Here is a 20,275-nt window from a genome sequence, read left to right as displayed (position 1 = left end):
ACCATAACTCCCTTCTCTGCTTGCCTTACGTATGATGACGTGATAAGAATCGCTTCAGCTTATCTTCCGTCCAGGTGTTGATGACATTTTCTTTTCTGATCCAGCCTTTTCTGGCAGTTGCCACTCCCGTTTCCATATGTTCAAGCATATCAATGCTATGGGCATCCGTATTGATGACAAGCTTAACCCCTGCATCCTGAGCCATTCTTACATATTTGCTTGCCAGGTCCAATCTGTGCGGATTGGCATTCAGTTCAAGCGCCGTATCCGTATCCTTTGCCAATCTGATCAGCATTTCCATATCCACATCATAGCCTTCCCTTTTACCTATCAGCCTTCCTGTAGGGTGGGCGATGATGTCCACATGGTTGTTTTCCAATGCCGTTTTCAAACGCTCCATGATCACTTCTCTCTTTTGCGAGAAGCTGGAGTGGATGGAGGCGATGACAAGGTCCATCTCCTCAAGCAATTCATCATCATAATCCAAGGAACCATCCGGCAGAATATCCATTTCCACCCCTGATAGTACCGTAATATCTTCATATTTCTCATTGAGCTTCCGTATCTCTTCCTTTTGTTGACGCAGCCTTTCCGACGTCAGTCCGTTTGCCACCTTCAAGTACTGGGAATGGTCGGTGATGGCAATGTATTTGTATCCTTTGGCGCGGCATGCTTCAATCATTTCTTCGAGTGTATAGGCGCCATCGCTCCAAGTCGTATGCATATGCAGATCGCCTTGAATGTCTTTCAAGGAAACAAGCGGAATTTCTCCATTATCGATCGCATAATCCACTTCCGTGCCATCTTCCCTGACTTCAGGAGGGATAAAAGGAAGATCGAAATGCTTGAAAAACTCTTCTTCCGTTTCGAAATGGGTGACTTCACCCGTTTCTACATTCTCCACGCCGTACTCGCTTATTTTCTCACCGCGGTCCTTAGCGAGCTGGCGCATGCGTACATTATGATCCTTAGATCCTGTAAAATGGTGAAGGGTCGTCGGAAAGCTGATCGGCTCAACCATTCGGAAATCGACGCTAACATCATAGTTGTATTCAAGCACGATGGAAACCTTCGTATCCCCGTTTGAGATAATTTCTTTGACCCGGTCCATTTTTACAAGTTGTTCGCGGACCTCTGCAGGAGTCGTGGTAGAGATGATAAAATCAAGATCTTTTATCGTTTCTCTGTATCTTCTTAAGCTTCCCGCTCTGGAATAGGCCTCTATTCCGGAGACTTCCGAAAGGTGTCTTTCTATTTCCTCTGCAATCTCCGTCATAAAGGAAATTGGCAGGCGATCCGGCCTTTTCCCGACTTCTTCTATGGCAGCCAGTATCTTCTCTTCCGTTTTCTTTCCAAAACCTGCAAGAGCCTGAACCTTCCCGGACTCACACGCTTCTTTCAATGTCACAATATCCACTACGTTTAATTCCTGATAAAGTTTCGCTATTTTCTTTCCGCCAAGACCAGGCAGATTCAATAATGGAACCAATCCTTCTGGAACCTGCTCCTGCAATTCCTCCAACACCGATGATTTCCCTGTCTCCAGTACCTCTTGAATGACGGAAGCAGTCCCTTTTCCAATACCGTTTATCTTCGTAAAATCCTCGATTTGACTCAGGCTTCTCTCATCATTTTCAAGTGCCAGCGCCGCTTTTCTGAAGGCTGATACTTTAAAACCGTTTTCACCTTTCAATTCCATATATATCGCAATGGTCTCCAACCATTTGACAATCTGCTTCTTGTTCACTGGTATCACCCTACCTCAATGAATAATAGTCCTACTTAAAATCATACAAATAATTGACCCAAAAGTACAATTGAAAAACCGACATGACACCATGACAAAAGAAAAACTCCTCAAGAAAGAAGAGGAGTTTTAATTTCCGGCCATATACCCTGTCCATAAATCCTTCAGCTTTTCAGAAAAAACAGGGGTGTTTTCGACGATTCCTTTCGCCATGGAGGAATCACTGATCGAGCTTTGGACAATTTCCACTGGTACCAATGCACCTATGTAAAGAAAAATAAACACAATCAAATAGATTTCCACAAAACCAAGTACAGCACCAGCCCAGCTGTTCAGCTGCTTCAGAATTGGCAGATGGGAGAGAAAATCAAACATCGAACCTATAATTTGTGCCGCTATCCTTGTACCAAAAAATAGCAAAGCAAAAGCAATGGCACGATAATAAGCGGTATCCAAGCTGATTGTTTCAAAAAACATCGTCGCCGACTCCGGATCGCCAAAGCTTGGCATCGGAATCCAAAGTTTCAGTTTTGGTGCAAGATCGGCATAGAACATGTATGCTACGACAAACGCTGCGATAAAACCGGACAAATGTACGATTTGCATGATAAAACCACGGCGTATGCCTATAATTAACCCCATTATAAATAAGAAGATAATGATTAAATCCAACATTCCATTCAGCCCTTTTTCTTCATTTCATTTTCAAGTGTATCGTATGCATCTTTTAATTTGATATAATCATGTACAACATTGACTGCTGTAAGGACAGCCAGTTTGCTGATATCCAGATTTGAATTTTTCCCATTGATTTCTCTCATTTTTTCATCGACAATGGAAGCAACAAGTCGTATGTGACTTATACTTTCCGTACCAACAATAGAATATTGCTGTCCATATATGTCGACGGTCGTGCGAGTTTTCTGCTCTGACAACGTGTATGCCCCCATTCATAAAATCCTAATCTTAATAATACCATGAAAGATTGGAAGTTGGAAAGCAAACCTGTTAGTTTCCATAGAAAAATGTAAAATTTTGTAGTAGGAGTGAAAGATTTGTCATATCAAGTCATACAAGTGCCAACAAGTGTTCTTATCAAGCTAAAAGAGTTCTATCATCCCCACCGGATCGAGAAGCTTCCAACAGGTGCTGTGTTCGCAGCAAAATCGCCTCAGTGCATGATTACAGCCTATAAATCAGGAAAAGTATTATTCCAGGGAAAAAGTGCAGATGAAGAAGCGGCGATCTGGAGAGAGTTCGGAGGGAAACCTGCTTCTTCAGCGAAAAGCACTGCTGGTAAGCCAAAGTCTTCCGTAACCAAAAGTGGAGCTGGTCTGCCCCCTGGTTTTGCGTCATTATCAGTCATCGGATCAGATGAGGTGGGAACAGGAGATTATTTCGGCCCCATTACGGTGTGCGCCGCTTATGTAAGAAAAGACCAAATGGCGAAACTGACCGAGCTTGGAGTAAAGGATTCAAAAGCCCTTACTGATGAGAAAATTGTGCAGATTGCAAAGAACATTCTGCCACACATTACATATAGCCTGCTTGTTCTGCACAATGAAAAATACAACAAGCTTCAACAGAGCGGCATGACACAAGGTAAAATCAAAGCGATATTGCATAACAAGGCCTTAGAGAACGTGCTTGGCAAAATTGTACCGGAAAAGCCGGACGCCATTCTGATCGACCAGTTTGCTGAAGCGGGCGTGTACTACAGGCATGTGGCAAAAGAAAAGACCATCATCAAAGAGAATGTATACTTTTCCACAAAAGCAGAAGGCCTTCATCTTTCAGTGGCAGCAGCATCCATTATCGCACGCTATTCTTTTTTGAAAGAGATGGACAAAATCAGTGAGATTGCAGGTGTCACCATCCCTAAAGGTGCCGGGGCAAAAGTGGATGAGGTTGCTGCAAAAGTGATTCGAACTCACGGTGAATCAATTTTGAACAGCATAGCCAAGGTCCATTTCGCCAATACGCTGAAAGCCAGAAAATTGGTTTGATGTTTTTGCATCTGTTTACAGCCTTTGAGGTTGTGCTATAATCAATCTATACACATATTCGAAGAAGCCAAAGTGTTGGACGCACTTTGACCCTTAACAGTATAACTCCCGCAGAAGCACGGCTACTGTGGAGTCGAACGTACTAATAACTCACCCGACTGCCTAACAGCGAATCAGTAGTCACGGGTGGGTTATTTTTTTGTCATTTCCTTAATCAGCACAATTACTAGATTCACAAATGCAAAGAGGAATAGTCCTGAGGTCAAAAATAGCTGCATTTCACTCATACGGTCACCCCCGTTCTCCACAGGGACTCACCGCACCACCCGTTCCTATTATACTGTCTCCTCTATTATACCACTCTATCAGAAAAACAGAACACCTGTTCTTATAAATCGTACGTTTTACCTATTTTTTAGTAGAATTTTTTAATCTTGTTGAACACCGCTGTTGATTTCCACAAAAGGCTTCGCTTTCCGCGGGGCGGTGCTGGAGCCTCCTCGGGCTTTGCCCTGCGGGGTCTCCAGCCTACCGCTACCTCCCGCAGGAGTCTTCGCCTTTTGCTCCAATCACCAGCTAGTATACTTCAATTGCAAACGTCCTTATTAACAGGAGGTATAAAAAAAGAGACACCATCTTGTTAGAATGGCATCTCTCATCATTTCTTACTTTATTCAGCTTCTCAACACAGCGTCAAATTTCTCTTCGACTGCCTTCAGAACTTTTGTGTGAACTTTTGTTACTTCTTCGTCAGTCAGTGTGTGCTCAGGGTGGTAGTAGCGCAACGCGAATGCGACTGATTTTTTGGAAGCGTCAATTTTATCTCCTTCGTATACGTCGAACACCTGAACATCAGTGAGTAGTGTTCCGCCAGTCTCCTTGATCACCGCTTTCAGCTCGCCTGCTGGCGTACTACGGTCGACTACAAGTGCGATGTCACGACCGATGGATGGGAATCTAGGGATGGCCTCGTATTTGATTTCTTCCACATTGGCACCAAGAAGGTCTGTTAATGAAAGCTCGAACACGAAAGTCTCAGGTAGATCCAATTCATTTAACTTTTCCGGATGAAGCTGGCCGATGAAACCGACACTTTCTCCGTTCAAAAGGATCTCTGCAGTACGTCCAGGATGCAAGCCGTCTTTCTCTGCACGAGTATATGAAATTTCTTCACTTATACCAAGCATTGCGAACATGCCTTCCAGGATTCCTTTTGCCACAAAGAAGTCAACGGCCTTTTTTTCACCCTGCCAAGGATGCTGCTCCCATAATCCTGTCAATGCTCCAGCCAGACGCTCTTTTTCAGAAGGCAGGATGCTATCATCGGATCCAATGAAAACTGATCCAACTTCATAGACTGCATTTGCAGGCAAGGAACGAGCGATATTATGCTGCAGCGCCTCCAATAGATGTGGAACAAGGCTTAAACGCAAGGTACTTCTCTCTTCACTCATCGGCATCGCCAAACGGATTACTTTTCCATCCTCAAGAGCGAATTGCTTCGCACGCTCTTCACTTGTCAAGGAATACGTGATGTTCTGGATTAGACCGGCACCTTCCAGATAGCGTCGAACCTTACGGCGTTTCGCTTGATAAGGAGTCAATACTCCAGGTGTCGCTGCACTTACCGGCAGGGTTGTTGGAATGTTATCGTAACCGTAAAGACGAGCCACTTCTTCCACTAGGTCCTCTTCGATAGTGATGTCGCCGCGACGTGTAGGTACCGTTACAGTAAAGCTTCCGTTGTCTTCTTTCACTTCGAATTGAAGTCTAGTAAAGATATCCTTCACTTCAGCCGCTGTGACGCTTGTGCCAAGAACGGAATTGATTTTTTCCACCGTAGTCACTACCACTGCAGGCTCCACTTTTAACGTGTTCACTTCAACAGAACCGCTGACCACTTCTCCGCCGGCATACTCTGCCATCAACGCAACGGCTCTTTCTGCCGCTTCACGCGTGCGGTTCGGATCGATTCCTTTTTCAAAACGGGCACTTGCTTCACTGCGCAGTCCGTGGTCTTTGGATGCTTTACGGACAGTTACTCCGTTAAAGTATGCAGACTCAAGCAGGATTGTGGTAGTGTCTGATTGAACCTCTGAATTCGCTCCACCCATTACACCTGCAAGGGCGATCGGTTCCGTACCATTTGTGATGACCAAATGATCTTCCGTTAATGTGCGTTCTGCATCGTCAAGCGTGATGATTTTTTCATCTTTGTTCGCACGACGAACAAGAACTTCCTTGCTTCCTAGACGATCATAATCGAATGCATGCAATGGCTGACCATATTCCAATAAAATATAGTTCGTAATGTCGACTACATTGTTATGTGGACGAATTCCAGCTGCCATCAAACGACCTTGCATCCAAAGTGGAGCAGGACCGATTTTCACATTCTTCACGATTTTCGCCACATATAACGGGTTGTCTTCTGCTGCATCCACATTAACTGAGACGTAGTCGGAAGCCTGTTCATTGTTTGCATCGTATGCTGTTTCCGGCCATTTCACTTCTCTTCCAAGGATTGCGCCGACTTCATAGGCCACTCCAAGCATACTCAAGGCGTCCGAACGGTTTGGCGTCAAGCCAAGCTCCATTACCTTGTCGTTACGGTTCAAGTAATCGAGTGCATCTGTCCCGACTTCCACGCCTTCTGGGAAGACGAAAATTCCTTCTGCAAATTCCTTGGCTACAAGCTTGGAACCGATGCCAAGCTCCTGCAGGGAACAAATCATTCCATTTGACTCTTCGCCGCGCAGTTTCGCACGCTTTATTTTAAAATTGCCGGGAAGAACAGCGCCAACTTTCGCAACAGCAACCTTCTGGCCCTTATCAACGTTTCGTGCACCACAGATAATCTGCACCGGCTCTTCGTCTCCAACGTCCACAAGACATTTGTTCAGCTTATCGGCATTCGGGTGCTGCTCTCTTTCAAGGACATGACCGACTACAACACCTTGGATTCCATCATTCAGAAGCTCCACGCCTTCCACTTCAATACCGCTTCTTGTAATCTTTTCCGCCAGGTCCTCTGCGGAAATATCATCTATATTTACGTAATCTTTTAACCAATTGTAAGATACTAACATGGTTTTCCCTCCTCTTAAACTCGATTGAATTGCTTCACGAAACGCTGATCGTTCGTGTAGAAATGGCGGATGTCATCAATGCCGTAACGCAGCATTGCAATACGCTCCGGCCCCATTCCGAAAGCAAATCCCTGATATTTTTTCGGGTCATAGCCGGACATCTCGAGTACGCGGGGATGAACCATACCAGCACCTAGAATCTCGATCCAGCCTGTGCCCTTGCACATGCCACAGCCTTTTCCTCCACATTTCGCACATGTCACATCAATCTCAACGGATGGCTCAGTGAATGGGAAGAAGCTTGGGCGCAGACGGATTTCACGGTCTTCGCCGAACATTTTTTTCGCAAAAGTTTCAAGCGTACCTTTTAAGTCACTCATGCTGATATTCTCATCGATGACAAGTCCCTCAATTTGCGTGAACTGATGGGAGTGGGTCGCATCGTCATCATCACGGCGATACACTTTACCAGGACAGATGATCTTGATTGGCCCTTTTTCCTTGTTCGCTTCCATTGTTCTTGCCTGTACAGGGGAAGTTTGCGTACGCAATAACACTTCATCCGTAATATAGAAGGAATCCTGCATATCACGCGCCGGGTGATCCTTCGGCAGGTTCAATGCTTCGAAATTGTAATAGTCCGTTTCAACTTCCGGACCTTCTGTGATTGTGTATCCCATTCCAAGGAACAGGTCTTCAATTTCTTCGATTACCTTTGTTAAAGGATGTGGATTTCCTGTTGGTGCAGGACGTCCCGGTAATGTTACGTCGATGGTTTCAGAAGCAAGCTTTTTCGCTACCTCCGCCTTTTCCATTTCCGCCTGTTTTTCTTCGATTTTAGAAGCAACAGCTTCACGGACAACATTTGCAAGTGCCCCCATTTTCGGGCGCTCTTCGGCAGACAGCTTACCCATTCCTTTTAAAATTTCAGTGATTGGCCCCTTTTTTCCAAGGTACGCAACACGCACTTCATTCAACTGCTTTAAATCCTGTGCTTGGCTAACCTGCTCTAACGCAAGTGCTTCGAGTTCCTTTAAACGCTCTTCCACATCTATTCCTCCTTGATTCCTTTTTTGACAAATAAAAAACTCGCCCCTCAAAAAGGGACGAGATATTCGCGGTACCACCCTAGTTAACAAAGAGTTTGTGCCCTTTGTTCGCTCCATTCCAGATAACGGCTATCTAACCGGAACACCTTTACAGCATGTTTGCTGGTCCAAGTGCCAACTCAGGAGGTGAAATTTCACTTAGCCTTCCTTAAAAATGCTTGCAGTCTACGGCATTTTTTCCCTGAAAAAGGTTGGGAGTAAGCTACTTTCCTCTGTCATTGCTTTAATCTTTATAAGGATGTTCAAAAAGTCCGGTAAAAATAGCTTCGAATTTCTTCGTCAGCTTGCTTCTCCGCTCCTCACGTATCCCAAATATACGCTGCGGTGCTCGAGACTTCGCTTCCTCGAACTTCTTTGCTCTTTTTATCCTCCTTTTTGAACATGCATTTTATGTAACTATTTTTATATTATATTGAAAACAGATGCCGGATGCAACTCTATCCGCGTAAATAATACATTAAAATTCCTGCTGCGACACCGACATTCAACGATTCACTCTGACCAAAGATCGGGATGTAGAGGTTTTGGTTCGTCTGGTTGAGGTGCTCTGGTGCCATGCCTTTTCCCTCGTTGCCGAGGATAAGGGCAAAGGACTCGGAAGGTTTCACTTCATTGTAGGGTATCCCATTTTGAAGAGATGTTCCGAAAACCGGTATCCCTTGCTCCTTTGCTTGTTGGATCCACTCCTGCAGATTTCCTCTTATGATGGGCAAGTGAAAAAGGGATCCCTGGGTGGAACGGATGACCTTGGAGCTGTATAGATCTGCACACCCTTCTCCCAGGATGACCATATCCAAGCCTGCAGCATCAGCCGTTCTTATCATCGTGCCCACATTTCCCGGATCTTGTACATTATCCAGGAAAAGTAGCCGTTGATTCGGTTTGATGGCCTGTTCATCACTTTTGGATATCCGGCAGATGGCGGCGATCCCCTGCGGCGTTTCCGTTTCACTGAGTTCCTTTAGCACATTAGGAACAGCATAAATGAGTTCCACGTTGTTCAGGTTCCAGTCGGATGGGATGGAGCGGTCTTCCGCTACAATGATTTCTTCAATGAGACCTTCTATTTTCAACGCTTCCTCGATCAGGTGAAAGCCTTCAATCAGGAACATTCCTGACTGTTCGCGTTCTTTCTTTTTATGCAGCTTCTTCCACTGCTTCACTTTATTATTTTTTACCGATTCAATATGCTTCAACGTCGTAATTCTCCTTTTAGTGCTCGATACTGCTATTATACGCATTTTTTATACATATTTAAAGCCGTGAACAGACAAGCTAGGGATGATACTATTTTTCCCTACGAGGTGATAAGGATGAATTTGAATTTACGTCATGCTATTCGTCAGAATGTGGAAGGCAATTCCCAAGACCAACTTAGAGATACGATCCTAGATGCCATTAATAAAGGCGAGGAAAAAATGCTTCCAGGTTTAGGCGTGTTGTTTGAGGTAATTTGGGAGAATTCCTCCGAGCAGGAAAAATCAGAAATGCTCTCTACACTTGAGGACGGATTGAAATAGTATTAAGTTGAGGCAGCTCCTTTAAGGGGGCTGTTTTGTTTTTTGCATTCTTTTTTGGAGTGTGTAGGTGCGCTGGTATTTGGATCCACAATGTTGAAGTGCAAGTGAGGAGATTAATTTTGAGGTAATGGAATCAGATGGAAGTCCAAGGAATTCTTTGAGTTGTCTATGTGTGATGCTTGGTCCAAATATAAGTAGACGATCTTCCAAAGCGGCTAAGTGTGCATTTTTTGACTTATTCCTGCACCTTGTACAAACCCACCCACCTCCTTTTCTTATCACAGATATTTCCATGCAACTTGGACATTGTATCCCCGTTAGAATCTCTTCAGGCGCAATATTATACCGCTCTAAAATGTTTATATCCTCTTCACGGTGTTTCTTTAATAACAATCTTGATAGCTTTGCCAGTTCTTTTTCCGTTAGTATCGGCTCGGCATGATTTCGTTCCATTTCTTCAATTTTAGTTAAAAGGTTGTGGCTATGAATCACTGAGCGGGAGGCATTTACTCGGGAATCGGCTCTGATGATTGTTTGGGGATTGGTAAAACAAACAAAAGATTCAATTGGGAGTTCATTTATTTTATGGTCTTTAAGCCATTTTTTCAGTCTGTGCTTCTGCAATTTAATTTGACTCAGGGGATTAAGGAAACCTTCTTCCTTCCCATTCAAAGTCCTAATAAATTGATCAAAGTGGCTTTCGAATAAAACAGTACCGATGATGTTTTTGATTTCTAAAATGAGGATATATCGGGTGGTCAAAATGAGGATGTCCATCTGAAATGCATAGTTGTTGTTTATCAACCTTAAACTGTGAAAAATAAGATGTTTTTGCGGATTTAAAAAGGTCAAATGATATTTCATGGAAAGTTCACCTTTATACCCTGCCATCCTTTTTGCGAAATCCTGCTCGATTAGTAGCCTTTTAGGGTGATCTTTAGCAATTCTTCTGAGTAAAGCCTCTAAAATAAGAATAATAAGCGGTATTTCTAGTGGTTTTTTTATCATGGATAACCTCCTAATAGCTTAGTGAGTTTTATCTTACCATAATTTAGAATTTATGCAGGTATTTTTCAGTGTTTTTTTGAAGTTCGTTCGAAAATGTACCGAGTTCGTGCGAAACTGGCAATAGTTCGTGCCGAAAAGCACCGAGTTCGTGCCAAACTGCCCTTAGTTGATGCCGATCCCCATATTCGAACCCCAGCTTCACAACCTACACAAAAAAAGAACCCATCGCCCAACCGAGCGACGGGTTCCCAATTATCATTCTAATCAATCAAAAGTCAATCTCTCAACCGTCTCACGATCCAAACGCTTGATCACTTCCGCAATCAGCTTCACTGCGTTCTCGTAGTCATCACGATGTAGCATTGCTGCATGTGAGTGGATGTAGCGGGTTGCAATCGTGATGGACAATGCTGGTACACCTTGAGCAGTCAGATGGATTGCTCCGGAGTCCGTACCGCCTCCTGCAACGGAGTCGAATTGATATGGAATGTCCATTTCGTCCGCTACGCCAGTTACAAAGTCACGCAAGCCTTTGTGGGAGATCATGCTCGCATCATAAAGGATGATTTGCGGACCTTTGCCCATTTTGCTGAGTGCTTCCTTTTCGGTTACGCCTGGAGTGTCCCCTGCGATTCCAACGTCAACACCGAAGCCTATGTCAGGCTGGATCAGGTTAGCGGATGTTTTCGCACCGCGAAGTCCCACTTCCTCTTGCACCGTTCCTACGCCGTATACCACGTTTGGATGGTCTGCATCTTTTAAATGCTTCAATACGTCAATAGCGATGGCACAGCCGATACGGTTATCCCATGCTTTTGCAAGAAGCATTTTTTCGTTGTTCATGACGGTGAATTCGAAGTAAGGAACCACCTGGTCGCCAGGACGAACGCCCCATTCCTGTGCTTCTTCACGGCTGGATGCACCGATATCAATGAACATGTCCTTGATATCAACCGGCTTTTTGCGCGCTTCTGCAGGCAGGATGTGCGGCGGCTTGGAACCGATGACGCCTGTTACGTCCCCTTTGCTAGTTACAATCGTTACTCGTTGTGCTAGCATAACCTGGGACCACCAGCCACCAACTGTTTGGAAGCGCAGGAATCCGCGATCATCAATGTTTGTTACCATGAATCCGACTTCATCCAAGTGGCCGGCTACCATTACTTTCGGTCCGTCCGCTTTCCCGATTTTCTTTGCAATCAAGCTTCCCAATCCGTCTGTCATGACTTCATCTGCAAAAGGAGTTATGTATTTTCTCATTACATCGCGCGGTTCTTTTTCATTGCCTGGAATACCCTTTGCATCTGTTAAATCTTTTAGCATGGTTAATGTTTCATCTAATTTAGCCATTTATTTCGACCCCCTTAATTTCTCTCAATGAATATTATACAGAAAACTCTTACTAATGTAAAAAACATTAGTATCCCTGCTGCTGCCTCTTATGATTCTCTAGATTCTTTTCCATATACGCCTCTTCTACTTCTTTCCAAGAAAAGCCGAGCATCTCACCTAGTTCCACGTAGGTTGCAAACAGCACCTGAAACGGTTCCTCCTGCTTTTCGACACGGAACATGCTTATTAGATCGTATAGTACTAAAAATTGATCGGTGAGCGATTCTGTTCTGGTCCCCACTTCACTTGGAATTTCATCTGTGTAGCCTAACGTCAATCCAACGGAAAGGAGAAAATGGACCCCATCCACATATTCCTCGAGTATGACACTTCGTTCAGAGGCAGGCTTGACGCTCCAGAACTTGAAGCATCTTGTTTCGTTGGCCAGTTCTCCCAGTTCAACAAGGAGCGCCAACATTTTTTTGTCGACAAGATCTCTATTGTCCAGTCCGTGCTGTTCTTCTATTTTTGCATCGAGTTTCTTCTGCATCGTATAAAGCTCTTTTAGTCCCATATGTACCGCCTTTTTAAATTTTTTAAAAATAAAATGAAACCTTCTGTTCCCCTAACCCGTATAAAAGGTATTTTATAATAAATTTTATGTTTTTGCGAAGGAGAAGCGAATATGTTTTTTATTATCCTCATACGATTGGCATTGCTTGCACTCATTATTTTTATTATTTATTCGATCTTCAAGTATTTGCTCAATCCGAAACGGAAACTGGAGCTTGCCCATGAGCAGAAGAACTTTTACCTGCTTGATCAGAAAAACAATGTACGCAAGAATTTCCTGCTTACCTATAAAGGAGTCATGTTTGAGGGCGAAAAGTATTTGGGGACAACGGAGAAATCTTTTGAGGTCATTTCGATTTTCATCTGGCCAAAAAATCCGGAAAAGCTGGAGGGTTTGAAGAAGCAGGATTTTTCTTTTATCCAAAAGGAAGTCCGAAAGCAGTATCCGGACGCTATCATTGATTGGAAAAGTCCGATAAAAGAGTTTTTGAAGGAAGATTAAAAAGAGAGAGGATAGCATGGCTGCCCGGCTTAAATCGGCAACAACCGCTATCCTCTTTTGTATTGCTTTTCTTTTTGAAAAAATTGCTCCCATTTCATGACTACTACCTTCTGCCTCATGATAAGGAGCATCGCTGAAAGGAATATCAGTACACCCACCATGGCAGTTGGAGAGAACTCCGTGATAAATTGCCCAAAAACCGTATAAATGATGGCAAGCGGGATATTGGTAAGAAGAGACGCTCTGGCATATTTGGAAAATGTCTTGGTAGTTTCAATCAGAACAAGGGAGAGAAGATGGAAATGGATGAAGGGGATGAGGCGCAGAACGGTGATCTGCCCTACTGAAAGGTTTCCTCTGTTGCCGAACCACCGTTCCTTCATTGCAAGAACTTTTTCAAATATCCTTGGCATCTGATGGTAAAGAAAATAGAAAAAAAGACTGGAGAGCGTCAACCCCACAATAGAGTAGATGCTGCCGATCAAGCCGCCAAATAGGGCTCCGCCTGCTATACAGATGATGACTACCGGAATGAAAAGGACTTGTCTTACTATATGAAAGATAATAAAACCGAGAGAAGCCAGCCACCAATGAGTTTCGATGATGACAAATAATACGTTCAACTTTTCATCCATAAGGCTTCACCTCTCCAATCTTGGATAGACAAGGAATAATATAGCTTATTCAAAAAAGAATCCATTATGTTAACACGATGAGAATATAGCTTATCAGTGCCACTTGCAGAATTGTAATGAAAGGCAGACCGTACTTGAAGGGGAAATGCTTCGTTTTATGGCGATAGGTTCTCATCCCCATCCAAGCTCCCAAGGCCCCTCCTATGAATGAAACGGTCCAGAGCTTGGATTCCGCAATTCTCCATTCGTGATTGACCGCCCTTTTTTTATCCACTTTCATCAGTAGAAAAGCAAGGATATTTATTAGTATGTAAATAGTGATAAATAGTTCCATGTTCGACCTCCGCACCTCTTCTTCTTGATTTCTTTATACTACACCGACTCTTGCAGAAAATAAAGAAAAGAGGCTATCTAGAGCGATAGCCTCAATCAGTAAAATTATTTGTTTAAGCTGTTTTTTGCAGCTGTTGCAAATTCAGCAAATGCTTTTTCGTCAGTAACTGCTAACTCAGCTAACATTTTACGGTTAACTTCGATACCAGCTAATTTAAGACCGTGCATTAGACGGCTGTAAGAAAGACCGTTCATGCGAGCCGCTGCGTTGATACGAGCGATCCAAAGCTTACGGAAGTCGCGCTTCTTTTGGCGACGATCGCGATAAGCGTACATTAGGGATTTCATTACTTGTTGGTTTGCTACTTTATATAAAGTGTGTTTAGAACCATAATAACCTTTAGCTAATTTAATGACTTTTTTACGACGTTGACGTGTTACTGTACCGCCTTTAACTCTTGGCATTATAAATACCTCCTAATTATTTATTACTTGATGTTGTCTAACATGTGACGGATGCGCTTGAAATCGCCTTTGCTAACTACAGCTGCTTTACGTAATTTACGTTTTTGCTTCTGAGATTTGTTAGCGAATAAGTGACTTGTGTAAGCATGAGAACGCTTCAGGCTTCCAGATCCAGTTTTCTTGAATCTTTTCGCTGATCCACGATGAGTTTTCATTTTAGGCATTGGAGTTCCTCCTCATATCATTACTTTTCGTTTTTAGGTGCTAGTACTAAGAACATGCTACGACCATCCATTTTCGGATGTGATTCGATGGTTGCCACTTCTGCACAAGCTGCTGAGAAACGGTCCAATACTCGCTGACCAATTTCCTTATGAGTGATTGCACGGCCTTTGAATCGGATCGAAGCTTTCACTTTGTCCCCTTTTTCAAGGAACTTAATTGCATTTCGAAGTTTCGTATTGAAATCATGCTCATCAATAGAAGGACTTAAACGAACTTCCTTAATGTTGATAACTTTTTGGTTTTTGCGCGCTTCTTTATCTTTCTTCTGTTGTTCGAAACGGAACTTTCCGTAGTCCATGATTCGACATACAGGAGGTTTTGCAGTTGGCGCCACCATTACTAAGTCAAGGTTTGCACGTGCTGCGATTTCCAGCGCTTCTACCTTTGACTTGATTCCAAGCTGGTCTCCATTTTGACCGATTAGACGAACTTCACGGGCACGAATGCCATCGTTTACCATCATATCTTTGCTAATAATTAGCCACCTCCAAGGTTTTTTCCGAACACCGTTTGACGAACAATTACTCTGCAAACAAAAAAGTGTGGGTGCACATGACACCCACACTTTACGATTAAGTAAAAGATTGAAATCTTTCTCGTAAAACCTGTCAACTGCAATCATTTGCGTCAATCAGGTGAGAAGCGGGTGCTTCTTCTTGTTCTCAAACAAGTATTCAATTTGACCTTGTATAATATATCATTAATGATGATTGATTGTCAAGAATTCGTATCAAATGAAACAACGTTTTAAATGATATCAGATAAATTACAGTTATGCAATAGTTTTTTTCGAGATACATAAAAATAGGCGAATACATTAAACACCCTGTTGGTTTCCGCTTCAGGGGTTCGCTTATCCTTGGCGGCCTCGGGAGCCTCCTCGGTGCTTTGAGAAGTGCACCCCTTTTGTTGGACATACATCTAACAATAGGAGGTGTACTTCAGTTGAGTAAATTTACCCGAGAAGTAAAACATCAAGCCGTACAACGTTATATGAATAATTTAGTAAGTTATCGAGAGTTGGCTAAGGAGGTTGGAGTAGATCACTCCGTTCTCCGTTACTGGGTGATGTTGTTCAAACATCATGGTGACCAAGCATTCTCCTTTCCCTATACAAAATATTCTCCAGCCTTTAAACTGAGGGTAATTCAATTTATAAAGGAATCGAATTATTCCGTTCGAGAGGCATCGGCGATTTTCCATATCCCAGACCCTTGTATGGTTCGTAGGTGGAAAATTAAATGGGAGACATGTGGAGATGCCGCCTTTAATCCAAAAGAAAAGAGGCCATCTACTATGACTTCCAAAAACAATAAAACTAATGAAGAAAAAGCTACCAATCCATCTGTGGACGAGTTGAAAAAAGAATTAGAATACCTTCGTATGGAGAATGCGTATCTAAAAAAGCTGAGAGCCTTAGTTCAGGAAGAAAAGTCACCAAAGAAATCAAAGCGAAAGTAATATATGAACTAAGGCATGCATTTCCTGTTAATCAATTGGTGAAGGTAGCTAAGATGTCTAGAAGTACCTACTACTTCCTTGTTCAAACATGGGAACAAGCCGACCCTGATCGCAAGTGGAAAAGACGGATTCAATTCATTTACCGTAAACATAAAGGCCGTTTTGGATATCGTCGTATCACAGATGTTCTACAGGAAAAAGGCCACAAAATTAATAAAAAGAAAGTGTATCGTATTATGAGAGACCTAGGACTTCAATGCATCGTTCGGATAAAGAAGTATAAGTCCTATACAGGCGAAGTGGGAAAAGCTGCGCCAAATATCTTAAACCGCAATTTTAAGGCCGATAGACCGAATCAAAAATGGGTTACCGACGTCACAGAGTTTAAGTTGTTCGGGCAAAAATTATATCTTTCCCCAATACTGGACTTGTTTAACGGCGAAATTATTACGTATACACTTCAATCGAGACCGACGTTTGATCTAGTAGAAACGATGTTAACCCAAGGCTTAGAACGCATAAGTGAAGGTGATGATCTCTTACTTCATTCTGACCAGGGTTGGCATTACAGAATGCCTAAATACCAAAGGACTTTAAAGGAAAATAACATTACTCAGAGTATGTCTAGAAAAGGAAACTGTTATGACAACGCAGTAATGGAGAACTTCTTCGGAATCATGAAATCCGAATTATTGTACTTACAAGAATTTGATAGCATCGACCATTTTAAGGAGGAGCTCGAAGAGTACATCCATTACTACAACCACCTGAGAATTAAATCAAGATTAAAACGTAAAAGTCCAGTAGCTTATCGAGCTAGTTTTGAGCAAGCAGCTTAGAAAACAAGTGTCCAGTTTTAAGGGGTCAGTACAATATGCGCCTGCGGGGTCTCCCTTGACACGCTGCTCCCGCAGGAGTCTCACACCTTACACTCCAACCAACAGGGGTGAACGGTTAGACTTTGTACGGCTCTTTTACCCATAGCTAATGCATTTTATTTCGTGGGCAAACCGGCAATATTAACGTTTCGCTTCTTTCACAATCTCATCCACAAATTTCTCCAAAGGAACTGTTTCCGATTTTTGTTCTCCGTATTTGCGGACATTTACGTCGCGTTCTTGGATTTCGTTGTCCCCGATTACGAGCATGTAAGGGATTTTTTGCATTTGTGCTTCACGGATTTTGTAGCCGATTTTTTCGTTTCTTTCGTCCATTTCGACGCGAAGCCCTTTGGATTTTAAGAGATCCTGCACTTCTTTTGCATAATCGAAGTGTGCGTCAGGTGATACAGGTATCACTTGAACTTGAACAGGTGCAAGCCAAGTTGGGAATGCGCCTTTATACTCTTCGATCAGGAAGGCAACAAAGCGTTCCATTGTGGAAACAACCCCGCGATGGATAACGACCGGACGGTGCTGTTTGCCGTCTTCTCCAACATAAGTCAGATCGAATTTCTCCGGCAATAGGAAGTCAAGCTGTACAGTGGAAAGTGTTTCCTCTTTTCCAAGGGCAGTACGAACCTGTACGTCCAGTTTAGGACCGTAGAATGCCGCTTCATCGATCGCTTCGAAGTAGTTCAAGCCTAGATCGTCCATTGCTTCTTTCAGCATGCCTTGCGCTTTTTCCCACATTGCATCGTCGTCAAAGTACTTTTCTTTGTTTTCCGGATCACGGTAGGATAGACGGAATGAATAGTCATCCAGGCCGAAATCTTTGTATACTTCAAGAACGAGGTTCACTACACGCTTCAGCTCATCCTTGATCTGGTCAGGGCGAACGAAGATGTGTGCGTCATTCAGTGTCATTCCACGTACACGTTGAAGTCCTGCCAACGCTCCGGACATTTCATAGCGGTGCATAGTTCCAAGCTCCGCAATGCGGACAGGCAGTTGGCGGTAGCTGTGTATGCTGTTCTTGTAAACCATCATATGGTGCGGACAGTTCATTGGACGGAGCACTAACTGCTCGTTATCCATCTCCATCGGAGGGAACATGCCGTCCTGATAGTGGTCCCAGTGACCGGAAGTTTTATAAAGGTCCACGCTTCCCATTACAGGAGTGTAGACGTGGTCATAGCCAAGAGAAACTTCTTTGTCCACAATATAGCGCTCGATTACGCGGCGGATTGTAGCACCTTTTGGCAACCAAAGCGGTAACCCTTGCCCAACCTTTTGAGAGTTAAAAAACAGGTCAAGCTCTTTTCCTATTTTACGGTGGTCACGCTCTTTTGCTTCTTCCAACAGGCGAAGATGCTCATCCAGTTCCGCTTTTTTGAAGAAAGCAGTTCCATAGATACGCTGCAGCATTTTGTTTTTGCTGTCGCCTCTCCAATACGCTCCTGCAATGCTTAGAAGCTTGAACTCTTTAATTTTGCCTGTGGATGGTACGTGAATTCCGCGGCATAAGTCAAAGAATTCGCCCTGCTCATAGATGGAGATTGTTTCGCCTTCCGGAAGCTCAGCTATCAACTCAAGCTTCAGCTCGTCATTCAATTCCGCGTAGCGGCGCATTGCTTCTTCCCTGCTGACTTCCACCCTTACTACATCCAGGTTTTCACTTACAATCTTCTTCATTTCCTTTTCGATTCTTTGCAGATCATCCGGAGTCAATGACTCTTCCATATCAATGTCATAATAGAATCCATTTTCGATTACTGGTCCAATCCCAAGCTTCACGTTGCCATATAGACGCTTGATCGCCTGTGCCATCAAGTGGGCAGTGCTGTGACGCATGATTCCAAGGGCTTCCTCAGTATCCTGGACAACAATGCTGATTTCTCCATCTGCTTTTATCGGGGAACGAAGGTCAATGAACTCTCCGTTAAGTTTACCTGCAATAGCTTTCTTTTTCAGACCCGGGCTAATGGATGCAGCGATATCTTCTGTTGTCGTGCCACGCTCAAACTCCTTTACCGCTCCGTCTGGAAATGTGATTTTCAATAATTCCGACATCCCTGTCACCTCTTCTTTAGATTTTTTTGAAAAAATAAAAAAACCCGTCCCCTATAAATAAGGGACGAGTTTAATATCCGTGTTTCCACCCAAGTTCCCATCTTTTTCAAATCGATAAAAAGACGGCTTCGTTTTCGATAACGGGGGATTTCCCCGTCAACAGCTACTGTGATTTTCGCTGCTGAAGTTTAGAGGTGGTAAATACTTTAACCGTAATAGGAAGCTTTCAGCCGGTGACTTCCCTCTCTTGAATTCGTGTTAATCGTACTCATGTCCTCATCATTACTTGTAGGCTATAAGGTTTAAAATTGATTATGTCTGTTATTATATTCTCCATATCAAGGAAAATCAAGTACACATCTTAATCAATTTTGCTTTTTTTTTGCCCAAAATAGTGATAAGGAAGAATTTCCGTTCTTTCCTCGAAAATATTGCGGATGGTTTCAACCAGCTGATGATCCGTATTGTCGGTATAAAGAAAGAGCTTTCTCGGTGCAATAGATACCAATGGGGCCAATACGACTGAATCGATATAGTAGGAATAGTTGTTGAAATGCGTTCGATTCATGTATTTTATCAGTTGATTCTTCGTAATATGATTCAGGCTTTCATCATAGAAATCAAATTGGTATTGGTAGACAAGGTGGACCTCATTCAATTTGGAATCCGTAGCGTTCAACAGCTCCCGCAGCTGATGGATGAAGGTCTGGTATTCCTGTTCCAGCTTGTATTCATCTATTGCCGCCTCCAGATAGATCTGCAGGGTATCATAGTATTCTTTTAGACGGAAAGTCACAAAGGAATCAAAAGAAAAGGAAACAGGTTCCCAAAAAAAGCCCTTGATGATGGAGTCAAGCTGTTTTTCCCTTTCCTGTATGGGAGGGAGATTGGGTATATCGCTTCTTTCCCCTTGAAGGATAGATTGCAAGATACATAGAATCTGCTCGTGCTCTTCTTCATCCTTGAAGTAAAATGTATTTTCCAAGGTAGATACAATATACGCTTTTTCCTTCACCTTTGTAATGAAGCTCTTTAATGCGGGTATGATAGCATGTTGGTAAAAATCGAGATCCTTTGACTCCACTACAATTTTTTCTTTATGTAAAGAAAGGATTGAATCACCTTCTGGATTTGTCTCAAGTATAGATAAAAACACTGTTTTTGCATCCAATTCATCGCGAAAGGAAATCTCAAACAAGTTTGTCCCCCCTTTGGTACACCTGATTCTATGTATATGGGAGGACGAGGGAAAAAATGAT

At 43.1% G+C, this 20,275-nt stretch carries 20 protein-coding genes and 2 other annotated features; of the genes, 4 read left to right on the top strand and 16 right to left on the bottom strand.

Annotated features, from left to right (window positions below; all coding sequences use genetic code 11):
* Positions 1-25: 25 nt before the first annotated feature.
* The 3 genes from polX to zapA form a co-directional block, all read right to left on the bottom strand.
* The gene (gene polX, locus ABN702_RS03265; protein ID WP_417900807.1) at positions 26-1,753 is read right to left on the bottom strand and encodes a DNA polymerase/3'-5' exonuclease PolX; all 1,728 of its coding nucleotides are present in this window, start codon (positions 1,751-1,753) and stop codon (positions 26-28) included.
* A 123-nt stretch (positions 1,754-1,876) separates the two neighbouring features.
* Positions 1,877-2,422, bottom strand: coding sequence for a CvpA family protein (locus ABN702_RS03260; RefSeq protein WP_417899378.1), 546 nt, complete (start codon positions 2,420-2,422; stop codon positions 1,877-1,879).
* Positions 2,423-2,427: 5 nt separating this feature from the next.
* Positions 2,428-2,697 (bottom strand): cell division protein ZapA, encoded by a 270-nt coding sequence (gene zapA, locus ABN702_RS03255; RefSeq protein WP_204416237.1) that lies wholly within the window; start codon positions 2,695-2,697, stop codon positions 2,428-2,430.
* Positions 2,698-2,802: 105 nt separating this feature from the next.
* Here zapA and rnhC point away from each other — a divergent pair, with 105 nt between their 5' ends.
* Positions 2,803-3,753, top strand: coding sequence for a ribonuclease HIII (gene rnhC / locus ABN702_RS03250; protein WP_417899377.1), 951 nt, complete (start codon positions 2,803-2,805; stop codon positions 3,751-3,753).
* Positions 3,754-4,427: 674 nt separating this feature from the next.
* On the opposite strand, the gene pheT is transcribed toward rnhC, so the two are convergent.
* From pheT to ABN702_RS03235, 3 genes are all read right to left on the bottom strand, one after another.
* On the bottom strand, positions 4,428-6,842 hold the full coding sequence (pheT, locus tag ABN702_RS03245) for a phenylalanine--tRNA ligase subunit beta (protein ID WP_417899376.1): 2,415 nt from the start codon (positions 6,840-6,842) through the stop codon (positions 4,428-4,430).
* A gap of 14 nt (positions 6,843-6,856) precedes the next feature.
* On the bottom strand, positions 6,857-7,891 hold the full coding sequence (gene pheS, locus ABN702_RS03240) for a phenylalanine--tRNA ligase subunit alpha (RefSeq protein WP_224838316.1): 1,035 nt from the start codon (positions 7,889-7,891) through the stop codon (positions 6,857-6,859).
* Positions 7,892-7,941: 50 nt separating this feature from the next.
* Positions 7,942-8,179 (bottom strand) — a binding site (T-box leader).
* 209 nt (positions 8,180-8,388) lie between these two features.
* Entirely contained in the window at positions 8,389-9,192 is an 804-nt protein-coding gene (locus tag ABN702_RS03235; protein WP_417899375.1) for a TrmH family RNA methyltransferase, read from the bottom strand.
* A 72-nt stretch (positions 9,193-9,264) separates the two neighbouring features.
* Here ABN702_RS03235 and sspI point away from each other — a divergent pair, with 72 nt between their 5' ends.
* Positions 9,265-9,471, top strand: coding sequence for a small acid-soluble spore protein SspI (gene sspI / locus ABN702_RS03230; protein ID WP_152445403.1), 207 nt, complete (start codon positions 9,265-9,267; stop codon positions 9,469-9,471).
* Between the two features lie 21 nt (positions 9,472-9,492).
* On the opposite strand, the gene ABN702_RS03225 is transcribed toward sspI, so the two are convergent.
* The 3 genes from ABN702_RS03225 to ABN702_RS03215 all read right to left on the bottom strand — a co-directional run bounded on the left by ABN702_RS03225 (position 9,493) and on the right by ABN702_RS03215 (position 12,385).
* A complete protein-coding gene (locus tag ABN702_RS03225; protein ID WP_417899374.1) occupies positions 9,493-10,479 on the bottom strand; it encodes a nuclease-related domain-containing protein in 987 nt (328 codons plus the stop codon).
* Between the two features lie 264 nt (positions 10,480-10,743).
* Positions 10,744-11,829 (bottom strand): M42 family metallopeptidase, encoded by a 1,086-nt coding sequence (locus ABN702_RS03220; protein ID WP_417899373.1) that lies wholly within the window; start codon positions 11,827-11,829, stop codon positions 10,744-10,746.
* 67 nt (positions 11,830-11,896) lie between these two features.
* Positions 11,897-12,385, bottom strand: a complete 489-nt coding sequence (locus ABN702_RS03215; RefSeq protein WP_417899372.1) for a dUTP diphosphatase — start codon at positions 12,383-12,385, stop codon at positions 11,897-11,899.
* A gap of 111 nt (positions 12,386-12,496) precedes the next feature.
* On the opposite strand from ABN702_RS03215, the gene ABN702_RS03210 reads away from it, so the two are divergent.
* Positions 12,497-12,886: a sigma-w pathway protein ysdB gene (locus ABN702_RS03210; RefSeq protein ID WP_417899371.1), complete on the top strand. Its 390-nt coding sequence runs from the start codon at positions 12,497-12,499 to the stop codon at positions 12,884-12,886.
* Positions 12,887-12,933: 47 nt separating this feature from the next.
* Here the strand turns inward: ABN702_RS03210 and ABN702_RS03205 are convergent, their stop codons facing one another.
* The 5 genes from ABN702_RS03205 to infC all read right to left on the bottom strand — a co-directional run bounded on the left by ABN702_RS03205 (position 12,934) and on the right by infC (position 15,082).
* On the bottom strand, positions 12,934-13,521 hold the full coding sequence (locus tag ABN702_RS03205; protein ID WP_417899370.1) for a TVP38/TMEM64 family protein: 588 nt from the start codon (positions 13,519-13,521) through the stop codon (positions 12,934-12,936).
* Positions 13,522-13,585: 64 nt separating this feature from the next.
* Complete coding sequence (locus ABN702_RS03200) at positions 13,586-13,855, bottom strand: DUF1294 domain-containing protein (RefSeq protein ID WP_417899369.1); 270 nt, start codon at positions 13,853-13,855, stop codon at positions 13,586-13,588.
* A gap of 104 nt (positions 13,856-13,959) precedes the next feature.
* Positions 13,960-14,319 carry a 50S ribosomal protein L20 gene (rplT, locus tag ABN702_RS03195; protein ID WP_386640784.1) on the bottom strand — a complete coding sequence of 120 codons (360 nt, stop codon included), beginning with the start codon at positions 14,317-14,319 and terminating at the stop codon, positions 13,960-13,962.
* A 23-nt stretch (positions 14,320-14,342) separates the two neighbouring features.
* Positions 14,343-14,543, bottom strand: coding sequence for a 50S ribosomal protein L35 (rpmI, locus tag ABN702_RS03190; RefSeq protein WP_066415379.1), 201 nt, complete (start codon positions 14,541-14,543; stop codon positions 14,343-14,345).
* Positions 14,544-14,563: 20 nt separating this feature from the next.
* Positions 14,564-15,082 (bottom strand): translation initiation factor IF-3, encoded by a 519-nt coding sequence (gene infC, locus ABN702_RS03185; RefSeq protein ID WP_386640873.1) that lies wholly within the window; start codon positions 15,080-15,082, stop codon positions 14,564-14,566.
* Positions 15,083-15,132: 50 nt separating this feature from the next.
* Positions 15,133-15,268 (bottom strand) — a sequence feature (ribosomal protein L20 leader region).
* 281 nt (positions 15,269-15,549) lie between these two features.
* Between infC and ABN702_RS03180 the strand changes: the two genes are divergently transcribed.
* A protein-coding gene (locus tag ABN702_RS03180; RefSeq protein ID WP_417899332.1) for an IS3 family transposase occupies positions 15,550-16,904 on the top strand; the annotation gives its coding sequence in 2 pieces (ribosomal slippage) (positions 15,550-16,018 and positions 16,018-16,904; 1,356 coding nt in all).
* Positions 16,905-17,084: 180 nt separating this feature from the next.
* On the opposite strand, the gene thrS is transcribed toward ABN702_RS03180, so the two are convergent.
* Together thrS and ytxC are read right to left on the bottom strand one after the other, a co-directional pair.
* On the bottom strand, positions 17,085-19,016 hold the full coding sequence (thrS, locus tag ABN702_RS03175) for a threonine--tRNA ligase (RefSeq protein ID WP_417899368.1): 1,932 nt from the start codon (positions 19,014-19,016) through the stop codon (positions 17,085-17,087).
* A 361-nt stretch (positions 19,017-19,377) separates the two neighbouring features.
* Positions 19,378-20,214 carry a sporulation protein YtxC gene (gene ytxC, locus ABN702_RS03170; protein ID WP_417899367.1) on the bottom strand — a complete coding sequence of 279 codons (837 nt, stop codon included), beginning with the start codon at positions 20,212-20,214 and terminating at the stop codon, positions 19,378-19,380.
* Positions 20,215-20,275: the final 61 nt, after the last annotated feature.

The organism is Bacillus haimaensis, assembly GCF_048270625.1.
In the GTDB taxonomy this organism is placed as follows: domain Bacteria; phylum Bacillota; class Bacilli; order Bacillales; family Bacillaceae_I; genus Sutcliffiella_A; species Sutcliffiella_A haimaensis.
Note: the sequence above shows the minus strand (reverse complement) of the source record. Positions and strands in the feature narration are given on the sequence as shown.

Bases quoted from the DNA above. Each gene is read 5' to 3' on its own strand.
- ABN702_RS03210 (WP_417899371.1), top strand. From the start codon at position 12,497: ATGTTTTTTATTATCCTCATACGATTGGCATTGCTTGCACTCATTATT.
- ABN702_RS03200 (WP_417899369.1), bottom strand. From the start codon at position 13,855: ATGGAACTATTTATCACTATTTACATACTAATAAATATCCTTGCTTTT.
- ABN702_RS03205 (WP_417899370.1), bottom strand. From the start codon at position 13,521: ATGGATGAAAAGTTGAACGTATTATTTGTCATCATCGAAACTCATTGG.
- ABN702_RS03220 (WP_417899373.1), bottom strand. From the start codon at position 11,829: ATGGCTAAATTAGATGAAACATTAACCATGCTAAAAGATTTAACAGAT.
- zapA (WP_204416237.1), bottom strand. From the start codon at position 2,697: ATGGGGGCATACACGTTGTCAGAGCAGAAAACTCGCACGACCGTCGAC.
- rpmI (WP_066415379.1), bottom strand. From the start codon at position 14,543: ATGCCTAAAATGAAAACTCATCGTGGATCAGCGAAAAGATTCAAGAAA.
- ABN702_RS03215 (WP_417899372.1), bottom strand. From the start codon at position 12,385: ATGGGACTAAAAGAGCTTTATACGATGCAGAAGAAACTCGATGCAAAA.
- pheT (WP_417899376.1), bottom strand. From the start codon at position 6,842: ATGTTAGTATCTTACAATTGGTTAAAAGATTACGTAAATATAGATGAT.
- rplT (WP_386640784.1), bottom strand. From the start codon at position 14,319: ATGCCAAGAGTTAAAGGCGGTACAGTAACACGTCAACGTCGTAAAAAA.
- ABN702_RS03260 (WP_417899378.1), bottom strand. From the start codon at position 2,422: ATGTTGGATTTAATCATTATCTTCTTATTTATAATGGGGTTAATTATA.
- sspI (WP_152445403.1), top strand. From the start codon at position 9,265: ATGAATTTGAATTTACGTCATGCTATTCGTCAGAATGTGGAAGGCAAT.
- ABN702_RS03235 (WP_417899375.1), bottom strand. From the start codon at position 9,192: ATGCGTATAATAGCAGTATCGAGCACTAAAAGGAGAATTACGACGTTG.
- thrS (WP_417899368.1), bottom strand. From the start codon at position 19,016: ATGTCGGAATTATTGAAAATCACATTTCCAGACGGAGCGGTAAAGGAG.
- ABN702_RS03225 (WP_417899374.1), bottom strand. From the start codon at position 10,479: ATGATAAAAAAACCACTAGAAATACCGCTTATTATTCTTATTTTAGAG.